Source organism: Halalkalibacter sp. HAAS-P013 (genome assembly GCF_056619925.1).
Genome location: NZ_JBWQTU010000001.1, coordinates 55,125 through 70,805, shown reverse-complemented (window position 1 = coordinate 70,805; position 15,681 = coordinate 55,125). Strand labels below are relative to the sequence as shown.

At 37.2% G+C, this 15,681-nt stretch carries 17 protein-coding genes, 1 pseudogene and 1 riboswitch; of the genes and pseudogenes, 5 read left to right on the top strand and 13 right to left on the bottom strand.

Annotated features, from left to right (window positions below):
- The first annotated feature begins 13 nt into the window (after positions 1 to 13).
- Positions 14 to 1,390 (top strand): amino acid permease, encoded by a 1,377-nt coding sequence (locus AC1FXP_RS00395; protein ID WP_480057967.1) that lies wholly within the window; start codon positions 14 to 16, stop codon positions 1,388 to 1,390.
- Here AC1FXP_RS00395 and AC1FXP_RS00390 read toward each other — a convergent pair.
- On the bottom strand, positions 1,374 to 2,003 hold the full coding sequence (locus AC1FXP_RS00390) for a LysE family transporter (protein ID WP_480057966.1): 630 nt from the start codon (positions 2,001 to 2,003) through the stop codon (positions 1,374 to 1,376). The two genes, AC1FXP_RS00395 and AC1FXP_RS00390, sit on opposite strands and share 17 nt — an antisense overlap.
- A 152-nt stretch (positions 2,004 to 2,155) precedes the next feature.
- The gene (locus AC1FXP_RS00385; RefSeq protein WP_480057965.1) at positions 2,156 to 2,263 is read right to left on the bottom strand and encodes a YjcZ family sporulation protein; all 108 of its coding nucleotides are present in this window, start codon (positions 2,261 to 2,263) and stop codon (positions 2,156 to 2,158) included.
- Positions 2,264 to 2,474: 211 nt separating this feature from the next.
- On the opposite strand from AC1FXP_RS00385, the gene AC1FXP_RS00380 reads away from it, so the two are divergent.
- Positions 2,475 to 3,113, top strand: coding sequence for a YitT family protein (locus AC1FXP_RS00380; RefSeq protein WP_480057964.1), 639 nt, complete (start codon positions 2,475 to 2,477; stop codon positions 3,111 to 3,113).
- A gap of 43 nt (positions 3,114 to 3,156) precedes the next feature.
- On the opposite strand, the gene AC1FXP_RS00375 is transcribed toward AC1FXP_RS00380, so the two are convergent.
- The 6 genes from AC1FXP_RS00375 to AC1FXP_RS00350 form a co-directional block, all read right to left on the bottom strand.
- On the bottom strand, positions 3,157 to 3,567 hold the full coding sequence (locus tag AC1FXP_RS00375; RefSeq protein ID WP_480057963.1) for a tripartite tricarboxylate transporter permease: 411 nt from the start codon (positions 3,565 to 3,567) through the stop codon (positions 3,157 to 3,159).
- A gap of 111 nt (positions 3,568 to 3,678) precedes the next feature.
- A complete protein-coding gene (locus tag AC1FXP_RS00370; RefSeq protein ID WP_332628921.1) occupies positions 3,679 to 3,972 on the bottom strand; it encodes a hypothetical protein in 294 nt (97 codons plus the stop codon).
- 19 nt (positions 3,973 to 3,991) lie between these two features.
- Complete coding sequence (locus AC1FXP_RS00365) at positions 3,992 to 5,191, bottom strand: MFS transporter (RefSeq protein WP_480058873.1); 1,200 nt, start codon at positions 5,189 to 5,191, stop codon at positions 3,992 to 3,994.
- A 269-nt stretch (positions 5,192 to 5,460) separates the two neighbouring features.
- The gene (pepF, locus tag AC1FXP_RS00360) at positions 5,461 to 7,248 is read right to left on the bottom strand and encodes an oligoendopeptidase F (protein ID WP_480057962.1); all 1,788 of its coding nucleotides are present in this window, start codon (positions 7,246 to 7,248) and stop codon (positions 5,461 to 5,463) included.
- Positions 7,249 to 7,458: 210 nt separating this feature from the next.
- The gene (locus AC1FXP_RS00355; RefSeq protein WP_480057961.1) at positions 7,459 to 8,340 is read right to left on the bottom strand and encodes a hypothetical protein; all 882 of its coding nucleotides are present in this window, start codon (positions 8,338 to 8,340) and stop codon (positions 7,459 to 7,461) included.
- Positions 8,337 to 8,867 carry an RNA polymerase sigma factor gene (locus AC1FXP_RS00350; protein ID WP_480057960.1) on the bottom strand — a complete coding sequence of 177 codons (531 nt, stop codon included), beginning with the start codon at positions 8,865 to 8,867 and terminating at the stop codon, positions 8,337 to 8,339. The genes AC1FXP_RS00355 and AC1FXP_RS00350 overlap by 4 nt, the downstream gene beginning before the upstream one ends.
- Positions 8,868 to 9,175: 308 nt before the next feature.
- On the opposite strand from AC1FXP_RS00350, the pseudogene AC1FXP_RS00345 reads away from it, so the two are divergent.
- Positions 9,176 to 9,401, top strand: a pseudogene (locus AC1FXP_RS00345) (aldehyde dehydrogenase); the annotation flags it as partial.
- A 170-nt stretch (positions 9,402 to 9,571) separates the two neighbouring features.
- On the opposite strand, the gene AC1FXP_RS00340 reads toward AC1FXP_RS00345, so the two are convergent.
- From AC1FXP_RS00340 to thiC, 3 genes are all read right to left on the bottom strand, one after another.
- The gene (locus tag AC1FXP_RS00340; RefSeq protein WP_480057959.1) at positions 9,572 to 9,712 is read right to left on the bottom strand and encodes a hypothetical protein; all 141 of its coding nucleotides are present in this window, start codon (positions 9,710 to 9,712) and stop codon (positions 9,572 to 9,574) included.
- 5 nt (positions 9,713 to 9,717) lie between these two features.
- Positions 9,718 to 10,080, bottom strand: a complete 363-nt coding sequence (locus AC1FXP_RS00335) for a hypothetical protein (RefSeq protein ID WP_480057958.1) — start codon at positions 10,078 to 10,080, stop codon at positions 9,718 to 9,720.
- A gap of 293 nt (positions 10,081 to 10,373) precedes the next feature.
- The gene (gene thiC, locus AC1FXP_RS00330) at positions 10,374 to 12,158 is read right to left on the bottom strand and encodes a phosphomethylpyrimidine synthase ThiC (RefSeq protein WP_480057957.1); all 1,785 of its coding nucleotides are present in this window, start codon (positions 12,156 to 12,158) and stop codon (positions 10,374 to 10,376) included.
- A 130-nt stretch (positions 12,159 to 12,288) separates the two neighbouring features.
- A riboswitch (TPP riboswitch) is annotated at positions 12,289 to 12,403 on the bottom strand.
- Positions 12,404 to 12,563: 160 nt separating this feature from the next.
- On the opposite strand from thiC, the gene AC1FXP_RS00325 reads away from it, so the two are divergent.
- Positions 12,564 to 13,544, top strand: a complete 981-nt coding sequence (locus AC1FXP_RS00325) for a 2-hydroxyacid dehydrogenase (RefSeq protein WP_480057956.1) — start codon at positions 12,564 to 12,566, stop codon at positions 13,542 to 13,544.
- 79 nt (positions 13,545 to 13,623) lie between these two features.
- Here the strand turns inward: AC1FXP_RS00325 and AC1FXP_RS00320 are convergent, their stop codons facing one another.
- Positions 13,624 to 13,938, bottom strand: a complete 315-nt coding sequence (locus AC1FXP_RS00320; protein ID WP_480057955.1) for a hypothetical protein — start codon at positions 13,936 to 13,938, stop codon at positions 13,624 to 13,626.
- A gap of 140 nt (positions 13,939 to 14,078) precedes the next feature.
- A complete protein-coding gene (gene ssuE, locus AC1FXP_RS00315; protein ID WP_480057954.1) occupies positions 14,079 to 14,621 on the bottom strand; it encodes an NADPH-dependent FMN reductase in 543 nt (180 codons plus the stop codon).
- A gap of 376 nt (positions 14,622 to 14,997) precedes the next feature.
- Here ssuE and AC1FXP_RS00310 point away from each other — a divergent pair, with 376 nt between their 5' ends.
- Positions 14,998 to 15,555 carry a CBO0543 family protein gene (locus tag AC1FXP_RS00310; protein ID WP_480057953.1) on the top strand — a complete coding sequence of 186 codons (558 nt, stop codon included), beginning with the start codon at positions 14,998 to 15,000 and terminating at the stop codon, positions 15,553 to 15,555.
- Positions 15,556 to 15,681: the final 126 nt, after the last annotated feature.

Sequence of the window (15,681 nt, the reverse complement as noted above, 5' to 3'; positions counted from 1 at the left end):
TTTCGAATGAGGAGTGATAAACTTGAAGACAAAAGCTGGTGAACAAGCGGAAAAACCATTGAAATGGTGGGAACTATCCTTACTAGGTATAGCCGGTACAATTGGTACAGGTTTTTTTCTCGGATCAAGCATTGCTATTGATATGGCTGGCCCTTCCGTTTTATTTGCCTTTGCCTTAGCTGCTGTGGGAACCTATTTTGTTTATGAAGCACTGGCAAAGATGACAATGGCTGATCCGCAAAAAGGATCGTTTCGTTCATACGCAAAAAAAGCCTTTGGTCGCTGGGCAGGCTTTAGTAGTGGTTGGGTATATTGGTTATCAGAAATGCTAATTATGGGAAGTCAAATGACTGCATTATCGATCTTCACAAGATTTTGGTTCCCAGCCGTTCCTTTATGGGTATTTGCTTGTGTATATGCTGCTCTTGGAATTCTTGTTATAGTAGTTGGAACAAAGAGCTTTGACCGTGTTGAAAACCTCTTGGCAGTTCTAAAAGTTGCGGCCATTCTCATGTTTATTATTATAGCGATTTTAGCCTTATTTGGAATTTTTGGACAAGGGGGAGAAGATGTGCCCCTTCCAAGAACATACGATTCTCTTTTTCCGAACGGACTTCTTGGATTACTCCCTGCGTTCATCTATGGCTTTTACGGATTTGCCGGGATCGAAATTATGGGTTTAATTGCAATACGTTTAAAAAATATGGAAGAAGCACCTAAATCGGGTAAAGTGATGCTCACAGTCCTCGCGATTATCTATATTGCTTCTATTGGACTAGCCTTACTTATGGTTTCATGGGATAACTTTACGACAGAACAAAGCCCGTTTGTAACTGCACTGAATGCTTTTAATGTTCCTTATGTAAATCATTTCTTTAATGCTGTATTTATTATTGCAGGCTTTTCAACGATGGTCGCCTCTTTATTTGCTGTCATTCGAATACTTGTTACCTTAGCGGAAGACCGTGATGCCCCAACTTTATTTTCTAAAAGAATCGGGAAAAACATTGCTTTACCAGCAATTGGTCTAACAGCTGCTGGAATGGTCGTCTCTATTATTCTGGCCATTGTCATCCCAGGCCGCCTTTACGAGTATGTAACGACGGCTGCTGGAATAATGTTGCTATATAACTGGATTTTCATTTTAGGATCGTACGGACGTTTATTAGAATTAACGACAAAGGACAAAATAAAGCGCGTTCTTGGTTTTGTCTTCATTCTCCTTGCTGTTATTGGTACGATGTTTCATCAAACAAGCCGACCAGGCTTCTATATAAGCCTTGTTTTTATCCTAGTCGTAGCAATTGTTACATTAATTATGAGCCATTTTTGGAAGAAGAAAGAAGATGACAAACCGCCTAGCCCTTCTTTATTTACGAAGTTAGAATAAGAAATGCTTGAATCCCAAAGTAAACTCCAAATCCAATAAGGGAAAAACCAGAAACGATTGATATGATGGTTAACAATCTATTCGTCAAGTATTTTCGCAATGTACTAGCAAGTGCTGCCATTGTTATATCCCACACAGTTATACCAATAAAGATGGCAGCACTATATAAAATTACTTGACTTGTCCCATAAGTTGTCACCGTTTTTGCCAAAATGGATCCAAAGATTCCGAGCCAAAATAATATCGTTAGTGGGTTAAAAAGTGACATAAAAAAGCCCGAGAAAAAGGATTTCAAATGTGAATCCTTCGAACTCCTCATATTTGTAGCGGAAATCCTTCCTGCACCAGAGATACTCTCAATCCCCGTATACACTAAAACGAAAAAGCCAAAAATCCATAGAAACGTTTGAATGATTGGTATTTCTATAAATTGTACGACTCCGACAAAAACAAGTAACATATAAAAAGCATCCGCAACGGTAGCACCTAACCCGACAAGCCACGCATGGAAAAAGCCGCTTTTTATCCCACGATCTAATTGGGCTGCATTAACTGGACCAATAGGAGCAGCCAAACTTAATCCTAAAAATATGTACCCCAAAAATACACTCATAGAACCATCCTCCAATATCATACAGTTACGACGGACAACCTAATCGCTTGTACAGTCTATGAATTGATTGAGGTTATTAGGACAAGAGAATAAAATTTAATGAAAAAGAAGAAAAGAGCCGACTCCTTCGAGTCAGCTCTTTCTTAAGCAAATTAATAGCCGTAGCCGCCTGCCCAGCTAGCTCCGATAATGATTAACAAAATGAAAAGCACTACTAATAAAGCAAATCCGCCGCCGTAACCTGGAGTTGCGTGTGACATGAAAAACCATCTCCTTTAATTCATTGTTAACTTACAATCTTATCCTATGTTCATTGTTTGATTTCGTTTGGGCTCTTTACAATTTTCCCAAAAAAATTAAGCTACGTAATCCAAAGACTTAGCTAAAACTGCTAACATAAATTTGAAAAAAGCTAATAAAATGAGGTAAGGACAAGAACTCGACAATAACAAATAAACTATAGGAGCTACCATGGTACATTCATTACGGTCATATTTTTTAATTACGTGCGGAGGTTTCATCCAAGGCATTGGAATGGCCCTGTTTCTCTTTCCTCATTCAATTCCTTCAGGAGGTGCTGGAGGCCTTGCAGTATTGCTCAATTATTGGGTAAATATACCATTAAGTTTTGCTCTATGGCTTGTAAACTTTTCAATGCTTGTGGCTGCCATATATTGGCTTGGAAATGCAAGTGCAATTGGAACGATGTACGGGATTACCATTACATCCTTAAGTGTTCATTTATTCAGTTTTGAGTTGTACAGGCCCTATGACAATGTTTGGATTGATTTAGTAATTGGATCTATTATATTAGGGATTGGTGTAGGCATCCTCCTACGCCAAGGTGTCTCAAATGGAGGAATGGGTGTACTTGCCCTTATTATAGCCAACATAAGGGACATGGCCCCAGGAAAACCCCTCTTTCTTTTGAATGGTTCTATTTTTATTGTAACTGGTTCAATCATTGCCTGGCCGATTGTTATTCAAGCACTAATTTCTCAATGGCTCTCTACAAAAATGGTTGATGTTATTTTCCGTTTAAAAACAATGTTACTTTTTGAGCAACCCATACAAGGTTGGAGGAAAACAAGTAAGAGTGTAAAGCGATAGATCTCCGTATATCTAAAGGATATTTCTAATAGACAACATTCCATTATGATTTTTTCGCATATTCTTCATATGAAGGAAAAATTTTTGAAGGATGTGTAACTATGAAAAAAAGCTTGGCCGGGGAATGCGGGTTTATATGTAGGTCAACATTTGGCGACTTTATTGCTTGAGAACGCAGCTCCAGCGCCTTTCTAGATTTCCCTTGTTTGGTCATTGGGTAACCGTCAAAGGTTGTTGCAACATTTGCAGGTGCACCAGGAACATTAAATAATATCGCTGGTATGGACCCTCCAAATACACTTCCGCAATAAATACCACCTAGTAGAATTAACCCATCTGTTGGACCAAGTGCAAACGTAAAAGGGATCATAAGAGCAACACCCATAGTTGGCGTTAGTCCCGGCAGTGCTCCTACAACAATGCCAAGTAGTAAACCTAGAAACCGGACGAGCACGTGATGGATCTCGAACACCTGCAAAAAAAACCATATCCTAGCCCCCCTTTTTTAAGCTAGGATATGATATTCACCTAATTCTGAATTAGTGTGTATACACAAATTTAGAGACTATTCTTCTTTTTTATCCTCTTCTCCTAATTCAACTTTTTTCCCACCAACTGATAAGTAAGAATACACTTCTAGTTCTGGTTTTAATTTTTTTAATCCTTCTAAGTATGGTTTCACTAAATCTTTAAAGTCTTCATATACTCCCTCTTCTTGCAACTGTCCATAAACATACATTTTTTTCTTTTCTTCTTCCATTAAAAAGGCCATGTATCCAACCGGCTTATTCGCGTCTGTTACAACATTTAATACTTGTGCATCCTCTTTCAAAAATTCGGGAGAAAAATAAATTTGCAAAATGAACTCCTCCTAGTTCTTATTCTGTCGTTAATTGAAGTTTCTTAAATAATGTATTCGTTTCGCTGTCTTCACTTGTTTTCTTTTGATTTTTCACATGAATTAAAAACAAACATAATAATCCGACGAGAAGAGTTAATCCAGCAGTTGCTAAAAACATTCCTGCCCTAGACCAATTCATTAATGTTTCAAATACCGGTGGACCAGCAGCTACTCCTAGAAATCGAACTGAACCATAAAGCGACGTCACAAATCCTCTTCGTTCCGCTCCAACTGATCCTGTAATTAAACTATTTAAACAAGGTAGGACAAGGCCCGTTCCGATACTTGAAATAGCGAGAACACCAATGAAGGGAACTAGCCTTGTAAAAAAGACCAATGTAGCAAATGAAATGGTCATTAATAAAAAGCCCGTTATAATCACTTTTTTCATTCTTTTTATGTCTTTTCCAATTTTACTACCTGTTGTTAAAGACGTTATCATCATAAAAAGTAGTGGAATTGCTAAAATTGCACCCTTTAAGACACCATCAATATTATATTGTGTCTCCAACGTATCAGATAAATAAAACAAAATTCCAAAAAGTGTAAACAAACAAGTCGCTCCGGCTAAATAAGCTGTAAATAACCACCTGCCCTCATGCTTGAAGACAGTAAACAACCCCTTAGCATATTTGCCTAATGGAGGAGCCTCTTTCTTTTTCTTTTTTTCTTTAATAAAGAAAATAGTTAAAAATACAGATATTAATACAAATACTGGGAATCCCCAAAACGGTCCATACCAAACTAACAAAGCCAAAAGAGAACCAACAATTGGCGAAAGTACCTTACCAAACCCATTCGATGCTTCCACAATCCCTAATACTTTACTTTGACTCCCACCTTTAAACAAATCACCTGTTAGAGCCATAGCAATCGGAGTTGTTCCAGCAGCACCAATCCCTTGTAAACCTCTTCCAATCATAATCCAAATATAGGCTCCATTAAACCAAGCAGCAGCGACCCCCGCTAGCAGACCACCTACTCCATATAATATAAGTGCAGGGACAATGATTGATTTTCTTGAAAATCTGTCAGACATATATCCAAGAATCGGTATGGCAATGGCTGCAGTTATCGAGAAAATTGTAATTGTCAAACTTGCTTGAAAAGCAGTTATCCCTAATTCAGTTTCCAATCTCGGCAAGATCGGTATGAGCATTGAATTTCCTAATGTCATAATTAAAGGGATCGACCCAATTGCTAATATGACTAAGCCTTTGCCTTTTTTCGCCAATCGTCATAACACATCCTTCATTCATCTTGAAACGTATCAAAAAGTAGGTCGAATGGGTCAAATCATGCTTTTTCATACGTTTTATTCCTTTATAAGATGCGGTGGAATTACATTTTCATACATGGGAAAAAGATCAAGGACATGAAAAAGAAGGGGTTATCCCAAAAGGTCTGAATTTTGACCTTTGAGATACTCCCTTCTCATAGCAAAAATTATAGTTTTGAAAATTCATCAACTAACTCACCGAATATCGATAATGCATTTTTAATTGGCTCAGGTTTGGTCAAGTCAACACCTGTTGCCTTTAATAACTCAAGTGGGTAATCGGAACTCCCACTCTTTAAGAATGTAAGGTACTTCTCGAGAGTTTCTGGCTTTCCTTCAAGAAGCTGGTCTGCAATATGGATGGCTGCTGCATAACCAGTTGCATATTTATATACATAAAACGGACGATAAAAATGAGGAATTCGAGACCAGCCGTATTTAACTTCCTCATCAAAGACAACTTCACCCCCATTAAATTCTCTAAAAATACTCTCATATACCTCATTAAATACATCTGCATTTAATGGGTCTCCATTCTCAGCCTTTTCATGTGTGACTTTCTCAAACTCAGCAAACATTACTTGAGTAAAAAGCGTGCCTCTAAAACTGTCAATAAAATGATTAAGTAAATGCTTTTTCATTTTCTCATCTTCAGTCGTTTTTAACAAATAGCGAATAAGAAGCACTTCATTCACAGTGGATGCTACTTCGGCAACGAAGATTGAATACCCCGCCGTAATTTGGGGTTGATGTTTGGATGAGTACCATGAATGCATCGCATGCCCGCACTCGTGTACAAGTGTGAATAAACTATCTAAGTCATCTTGATGATTAAGCAGTACAAATGGATGAACCCCGTAAAGCCCTAAATTGTAAGCTCCTGATCTCTTTCCCGGTGTTTCTCTAACATCAAAATAGCGCTTTTCTTTGAAGCTACGTAAAGTTTCAACATATTCTTCTCCAAGTGGCGCCAAGCTTTTTAACATGGTGTCATATGCTTCCTCAAAAGAAATGTCCTCTTTAACATCCTTTACTAAAGGAACATTCAAGTCATACTGACGTAGCTCTTCAAGCCCAAGGACCTCTTTTCGAATCGCCGCATAACGATGTAACGGTGCAATATTTGCTTTAGTTGCTTCAATTAAATTATCATACACTTCTTTTGGAACCATATCAGAGAATAAAGATTTCTCTAAAGCAGAAGGATATTGACGCATTTTCGATAACGTCACATTGTTTTTAATCGCCGAAGCTAAGGTAGATGCAATCGTATTTTTTAGTTGAACATATGGCTGATAGTAAGCTTTGTATGCTTCAAGACGGACATCACGATTTTCGTCTTCAATTAATTTTGAGTACATACCTCTAGTCAGTTCAACTTTCTCTCCCTCTTTTGTTGTCACTTCACCAAACTTAATATCAGCATTATTAATCATTCCAAACGTATTACTTGGAGCTGAAAGAGCCTCTCCTAGATCTGATAAAACTTCCTCTTTTTCTTTTGTAAGTACATGCTTTTTATAACGATATGATTCTAAAAGATCTTCTTCAAAATACGTAAGGCCATCAATTTCGCTAATATGGCCTTTCAATCTACTCTCCTCTAAACTTAAGAGAAATGGCATAAAGAACGATGTTGCTGAACTAAGTTTAACACCAAGTGTTTTAGCACGATCTAGATACGATTGAGAATTAGAATCTCTCGTGTCCAAATCCACCTGAAGCATTGCATAAACATACACTTTTTTAAACGTATAACCTGTTTCCTCACTAAGAACAAGATAATCATATAACGACTTTGCATCGTTAATGCTCCCATCAAACTCTTTTAACTTTGGCAATCGATCTTCAACTGATTGCAAATCCTTTTCCCATTGTGTAATGTCTTCATAAATATCAGCTAAATTCCACTTTTCCTCTAATGGGACTTCTTCTCTTGATTTATACTGTGGCATTTGATCAAGCTCCCTTCCATCGACTCCTATGTATTCCATTTCAGTTATATGTTACTACATTTTGAATTAGTTACAAAGAAAAAGGACAATATGACTTACTCAATATTAGACAAAGAAATAAAAGCCCAAAACAACGAAGGCACTAAAAAAAGTTGGTTTCCTTTTTTCAGCGCCTTTTAAAACAACCTATTTGTTTAATTTTTCAAGTTACTAATAAACCCAACTAAACTCATCAAGAATCACCTTTAACTCTCGACCAAATCCTTCACTGAATTCAATCATTTCTAAATTGTCTATGCTAAATGAACTTGTTCTTAGGAAATAATAACCATCTACATGTTCAACTGGCACTACATGAGCTTTCACGCCATCTTTTTCAAACATAAATTCTTCCACACCTTGCCCTGGAACCCCTATAGTCTCAAAATAGTTATTTGTTTCAACTTCCAAATACCCTGACTCAAGCATCATTGTCTTATAAGCTTCAACTACTTGATCATAGCTGCTCGAATCTGCAAATTTGTAAACCTCAAACAGTACTGGTTCGACACGACCTTGACCGTAATTTACAAAAACTTGAACGGATTGTTCCTTCTCATTTATGAAATGTTCCACTTCAAACTCATGATCATAATATGTTGTAAAAGAAAGACCTTCGATTTCTAACCTACGAACTAGCTTCTCATCGTCCATTCCCTCTTCATCAACAATCTGAATCCACTTTGTCTCTTCTTCACCAGTAAAGGATTCAAGAATTCTATTCTCACTAACAGCTTCTTCTTTTTCAGGCTCATCTTCTGCCACCGTAATACTCATACTCTCCATAGGTGCTTGATCAGCTGCTGAATTGATTGGCGATGCTGATTCATTACCACCTGAAAGCTGACTAGCTCCTAACACGTAGCCAATTCCCAACATAAGAACAACCAATGCTGCTACTTGCCAACGTTGATACGACCTCGCCCAAGACCAATTTCGTTTCTTTTTCTTTTTTATGTTAGCCATTATATCCGCAGAAGATGATTGAGTCGGCATTTTTTCATAGTATTTATTTAATCGTTCCATCGTCTCATCAAAATTATTTCTACTCATAGTTGCTCACCTACTTTTTCATACTCCGCCTTGAGTTTTTGCTTTGCACGTAAAATTCTCGTTTTGATTGCCCCTTCTGTTACCCCTAGTACCTTAGCGATCTCTTGATAATTTTGCCCATGGAAAAAATGTAGGACAATTGGAATTTTGTATTTTTCTTCTAACCTATGGATCATTTGATGCAGTTCTTGGGCTTCCTCATCAAAATGGTCATTAAAATACATTTGCTGTGAGGCATACTTTTGTAGTTCAACTGTTTTTCTTTTCATTTGTTTTTCTTTCCGATAAAAATCTCTGATAACATTTAACGTAATGGAATACAGCCATGTTGTAAATTTTCCACGGTTGTGTTTGTGAATAAAACGATACACCTTTATAAAGACTTCTTGAGTTACATCTTCAATATGAGTTGGTGAGACACCAATTTGAAATGCGAATTTTTCGACTGTTTTAAGATGTTGCTCAATTAATTGCTGGAAGGCGTCATCGTCGCCTTTCTTGGCCCGCTCGATTAATTGTTCTTCCATGTTTGCAACCTCCGTCTATACTCTCAACTTATTTCTCTACTGATGAAACGACCAATCATGACAAAAGGTTTCAACTTACAAAGATTTCTCTTCTTCTTTTAGCGACTAACTTATTCTACGTAGTTTACCTGAAGTTTACTAGTTTGTGTTAATGAAAGAACTCTTTTCGGTAACTCTTATTATATTAGTTTTCTAAAAAATCTAGCAATAGGAATAATCTAGCAATAAAGAAAATACACCTATTATGTAAGGGGTTAAAAAAGATGAACAGAGGGATAGTTCTCTCTTTGTTAAGGAGGAAATAAATAATGATCTACGCTCAACCAGGTACACCTAATTCGAAAGTAACCTTTAAGAGAAGGTATGAGAATTATATTAATGGCGAATGGGACAACCCCTGTGAAAGGTCAATATTTTGAAAATGTAACCCCTGTCACTGGGGATGTTTTTTGTGAGGTTGCTAGGTCAACTGCTGAAGATATTGAACTTGCCCTTGATGCTGCGAAAGCCTCATGGGGAAAAACATCGGTTTCAAACGTTTTTTAACACGTTCAAGAGTGTTCACGCCAAAAGAACGTGCTCTTTTAGATAAAAAGAAACAAGAATAACTCTCTTTTCAAACGACCCTAGCCCCCATGCATACAAAAAACAGGTTGTTGAGAAGTGATTCTCCACAGCCTGCCCTTTTATTATAAAGTTATAGATTAATCTGGAGCATCCGTTAAATCATCAATATCTTTTGATCCAAATACTAATAAAGAAAGCAATACCCCCACTAAAATAGCACCTGTAAAACCTTTCCCATCAAATCCACTTTCATAGTTTCCCGATCGTTTTTTTCCCACTTAATTTAATCCTCCTCAATTCTTTGTTGAAAGGCATCAAAAACATCATCAAGTGTCATATCTCCATTTTCTTTTAAGAAGTCTGCTAAAGCATTCGATTTACCATTTCCAGGAGTTAGATACTCTCCTAATAAAGTAACTGTAACTACAGGTGATGATCGGTATAACTCAACAGCATCCACCTTTAACTTACCTGATAATAATAAAGCTGCTGCAATTATATCTAAATTTTTTCCTGTAAATAAATCATGAATATTGTATGATGATGCCTTAGGCTTCTTAGCTTTAGGAGTCTTTGCATTTTGTTGATACGGATGATAAGGTGGGCCTACAGGTGGCCCTGGTGGTCTTCCATACCTGCCATACATGATGAAAAACACCCCCTGAAACTAGTTTATGTTCAGAGGGTACTTCGGTGAGACCAAATTCGAATATGATTTATGAAACTTAGTAATCTTTCCTTACTATATGACCTAGTAATATAAAGCTTCTACCTTTTGACAATGCAAACACCTTTTATAAAGTGGAGTACTTTCAAATGAATGGTGACACTTATTTTGTACGTCCTTTAAGTGAGTTTCCCAGAGATGCAGATCCTCCCTCAATTTATCAATTTTTCTTTGAATATCAGGCACCTTCACCACGAAAACCTCCTTGTTGTTTACTGGTAAATTTCTCCGCCAGACTTCTTAAACTGCTCAGCTTTTTCCTTCAAACCTTTTTCAATCGCTTCACTTGTTTCTAGTTTATTTTCTTTCGCATATTGACGAATGTCATGTGAAATTCTCATACTGCAAAACTTCGGTCCGCACATCGAGCAAAAATGGGCCGTTTTTGCCCCTTCAGCAGGCAGCGTTTCATCATGGTATTCTAGTGCACGTTCCGGATCAAGTGCTAGATTAAATTGGTCTCTCCAGCGGAATTCAAAACGAGCTTTTGATAAAGCGTCATCACGAACTCGTGCACCTGGATGCCCCTTCGCTAAATCAGCTGCATGAGCGGCAATTTTGTACGTAATGACCCCTTCACGTACATCTTCACGGTTTGGTAATCCGAGATGTTCTTTTGGTGTTACGTAGCAAAGCATCGCTGTACCAAACCAACCAATCATCGCCGCACCAATAGCTGATGTTATATGATCATATCCAGGAGCAATGTCAGTCGTTAATGGACCTAGTGTATAAAATGGTGCTTCGTGGCACATTTCCAACTGCTTATCCATGTTTTCTTTAATTAAGTGCATTGGTACATGTCCCGGTCCTTCCACCATGACTTGAACATCATGCTGCCAAGCTAGTTTTGTTAGTTCGCCAAGAGTTTCTAATTCGGCAAATTGCGCTTCATCATTTGCATCAGCAATGGATCCTGGTCGTAACCCATCTCCTAAAGAAAACGCAATATCATATGTTTTCATAATTTCGCAAATTTCTTCAAAATGAGTATATAAGAAGTTCTCTTGATGGTGATATAAACACCATTGTGCCATAATCGACCCACCTCGAGAAACAATACCTGTTAGACGTTTTGCCGTTAGTGGAACGTAACGCATGAGAACACCTGCATGGATTGTAAAGTAATCAACCCCTTGCTCTGCTTGTTCAATCAACGTATCACGATATACTTCCCACGTTAAATCCTCTGCAATCCCATTTACCTTCTCAAGTGCTTGGTACAGCGGAACCGTGCCAACAGGAACAGCAGAATTCCGAATGATCCACTCACGTGTTGTGTGAATGTTTTTACCTGTCGATAAATCCATCATCGTATCAGCACCCCAGCGCGTTGCCCAAGTCATTTTTTCAACTTCTTCTTCAATTGATGAAGAAACCGCAGAATTCCCAATATTCGCATTAATTTTCACATGAAAATTCCGTCCAATAATCATCGGTTCTGTTTCCGGATGGTTGATGTTTGCTGGGATAATCGCCCTACCACTCGCAACCTCCAAACGCACGAACTCAGGATCAAGATTTTCTCGTATTGCGATAAACTCCATTTCTGGTGTAATGATCCCTTTTTTTGCATAATGAAGCTGTGTTACATTTTTACCGTTTTTCGCACGCAACGGCTTTCGTTCTAACCCAGGGAAAATATGAGAATTGGCACGTGGGTCTTCAGCCGATATGTACCCATTATCCTCTGGTTTAATCTTACGCCCTTCGTACTCTTCCACATCATTTCGTTCTTGAATCCACGTGCTGCGTAGAGCAGGAAGCCCTTTTGTTATATCAACTTTGTAATGATGGTCCGTGTATGGACCACTTGTGTCATATACGCGAACTGGCGGATTTTCCTCTTCTCCAACCGTTCCTGATGTTGGACTTAATTCAATTTCTCGCATAGGTACTTGAATGTCAGACCTTGAACCTTGGACATACACTTTTTTACTGCCTGAAAAGCTAGACATAATGGAAATGTTTTTTTCGTTTAATGAAGGTGTGGACATTGATCTCTCTCCTTTTGAAATAGAAAGGACAAAATCTAGACCATAAAAAGGAAGGAAGCTGAAGATACATAAAAAAGCCGGAACCAAACAAATGGTTTGGACCCGGCTAATTGATAGAAGTATAGTCATAAAAAACTTTCTTAAACTTCCCCACGCTGGTATGAGCCAGATCAGGTCCAAAGGGTCAACAATCTTTATCGTTCATGTTTCTCAGCCCAACTCGTTGGACTCCCCTAGTTAATTCTATTAAATTAATTTATATTGTCATTATATAGTAATCTACAATAAATTCAAACACTTTTTTAGAATTTTTTTCATGCACCTCCATTCATTGCCTATGAACATTGGTTAAAAAAGTTACTTTGTGATAAAGTTTTTACGTATTATCGATTGAAAGGAGTCTTTATGAAACCAAACGTTCTTGTCTATATGAGAGTTGATGATCGAGTCATTAAAGAGTTAGAAGAAGAGTACGAGGTGACAAGTTTCCATAACCATGAATACATAGGAAATCCAGATTTTAACCTTGCATTAAAAAAAGCTGATGGCATTATTGGACTTGCATTAAAAGTAACGAAAGAACTATTAGACAACGCTCCCAATCTTAAAGTGGTTTGTAACGTATCCGTTGGCTATGATAACTTAGACCTTGAAGAATTAACGAAACGAAAAATTATAGCTACAAATACCCCAGGAGTCTTAGATGATACAACAGCGGATGCAATCTTCGGTCTACTGCTATCAACTGCTAGAAGAATTCCCGAATTAGATGAGTTTGTAAAGTCAGGGCAGTGGGATATTTCTCTTCAACCAGATCAATATGGTGTAGATGTACATCATAAAACTTTAGGTATTATCGGAATGGGGAATATTGGCCGAGCTATAGCGAGAAGAGCTCATTTCGGTTTCGGGATGGATATTCTTTACCATAACCGTTCAAGAAACAAAGAGGCTGAAGAATTGTATCAAGCAGTTTATTGTGAATTAGATGATCTTCTTGCGCAATCAGATTTTGTTTGTTTGATGGTTCCAGCTACGAAAGAAACGGAAAAAATGATGGGAGTAAAAGAGTTTCAGAAAATGAAAAAAAGTGCTATTTTCATAAATGGATCACGTGGACAAAATGTCGATGAAGAGGCTCTTTATCATGCTTTAGTCAAAAAAGAAATCCATGCAGCTGGTATCGATGTGTTCGCAAAGGAACCAACCAATCCAGATAATTCCCTTTTAACTTTAAAAAATATTGTTACTTTGCCACATATCGGTTCTTCAACAACGGAGTGTGAATATAACATGTCAAAACTAGCGGCTAAAAATTTACGAGCCACTTTGAGAGGAGAAAAACCACCGAGCTTGCTAAATGAAAAGTCTTGGTCGGATAAATAAGAAAATGAGGTTGTCTCAAAATTAAGTTTCAGACCCCAAGCACTTTATGGTACTCACAATGGGGTCTGATTTTTTTGATTTAGCGGTTTTGCAAATAAGCATCAAGAATTTGTTTTATTCGCTCTGATTCCTCTGAACGAATAATATAATGGTCTCCATCTAATTGAGCCGAAACTTGCTGCACTCCTTGTTGTTTTAAAAAACTAACAACATCATCTACATTTTCAGATTCGGTGAGGAGTAGCTTTTTCCCAACAAATTCTTCATTTACATATATGTCGTAAGCATCATGCTCACCTTTTATATCTCCATCGAAATCAGCGTCAAATAATCCTAAAAAAGGGAACTGATAACTACCCGTACTAGCACCTGACTGTCCGAAAAACATCGGCATTTTCTTCTTCAACTCCTTTTTTGAATCTTTAATTTTATGGTTCTTCTACTTTTAGTATGTACAATACACAATAATACTTTCCGCACAACATGAAAAAGAACGAACTTCCTTTTTGAAGTTCGCTCCTATTATGAAGTAACCTATTGTCTTTTTAGTTCTTTCACCAATTTATGGAAGGAATCCTCTAATCGTTCTTTCGCTTCCTCCTCAATTGTTGTACTTCCACCCTCTCCTCTAGTTACACACGTATCAAGCGTAAAGACACCTTTAATAATATTTTCTGCTCCTAAAGAAGCTAGAACTGGTTTCAAACTATAGTCAATTGCTAATAAATGCGAAATCGTACCACCTAGCATAAGCGGTAAGACAATTTTATTTTCCAGTCCTTTTTGTGGGAGTAAATCTAAGTATGTTTTTAAAATACCTGTAAACGAAGCCTTGTAAACTTGACTAGCGACAATAACAGCGTCGGCCTCTTCCACTTTTTTATTCGCTGCTAAAATAGCTTCACTGTTATATTTAGCTAAAATTAAGTCCTCAGCAGGAATGTCAATTACATGTAATTCGTCTACGTTTAATCCTTTTTCACTCAGAAAGTTGTTTGCGTAATCAATAATTCCTTTTAACCTTGTTGTTTTTGAAGGACCACCTGAAATAATAACGATTTTTGCCAATCCAATCACACTCCTATCTTTATCATGCCAACTTCTTTAGATTTCACAAAGGAAATAACTTACTTTCAACTGTATGTTACTTGCATTTTAATTGTCAAATATTACGTCTTCTATAAAATTCCTTAATTATGCTTGGGATCCAAATGCAGAATTCAAATCTAATTCTCTTCGGGGCTTTTCCTGGAGCACTTAGAAATTGATCTTGAATCGACAGTAGCAAGAGAATTTTAAAAAAAGAGGATGGATGGATAGAGCGATAATGTGCATAAATTGACTCCTATAGTAAAACATTTACTATGGGGATCAAGCATTTTACCCATCAAATAATCACCGTTATACAAAGTCAAAGTCCAAATACCCTCTTAAAGTAACTAAGGAGCATATCATGCATGATCCAAAAGACGAAAAACAATTAGAAGAACTATATGATCAAGTCAGTGATCTCACTATTGAAAAGCTTTCAATATGGTTGGACAGCGTTCTCTTTACTTGGCAATGGTGGATAGGAGTGGCTCTTAGCATCATTCCTTGGATTTTATGGTTTATATTTAGACAGAAAGACAGTACCTTACGTTTGTTGACTGTTGGTTTTTTTGTTATGTTTCTTTCAACTTTTCTAGATTCTCTTGGCGTTCAATTGGGTTTTTGGTATTATAAACATTCTGTTTTACCATTAATTCCTGCATTCCTTCCTTGGGATACAACTCTAATGCCTATTACCCTTATGACCTTACTTCAGCTGAAGCCTAAGCTTAACCACTACCTTAAAGGTCTAATCTTTGCACTTGCAACGTCCTACATTATTGAACCATTTTTTATTTGGATTGAACTATATCAGCCAACTGGTTGGAAACATATTTACTCCTTGCCCATTTATTTTATTATTTATCTAATTTGTCATTATATCTTTTACGGAAAATCATTCAAGAAATTTACAAAATAGCACCAACCTACTTTTCGTTTTTTGCACCTGTGTAACATCTTGTGTTAACGTTGTATTAACGTTTGGCTCACCATATCAATGTCTTTCCAACGTAAACCTAAATAGTAATATATTCATTCATATTTA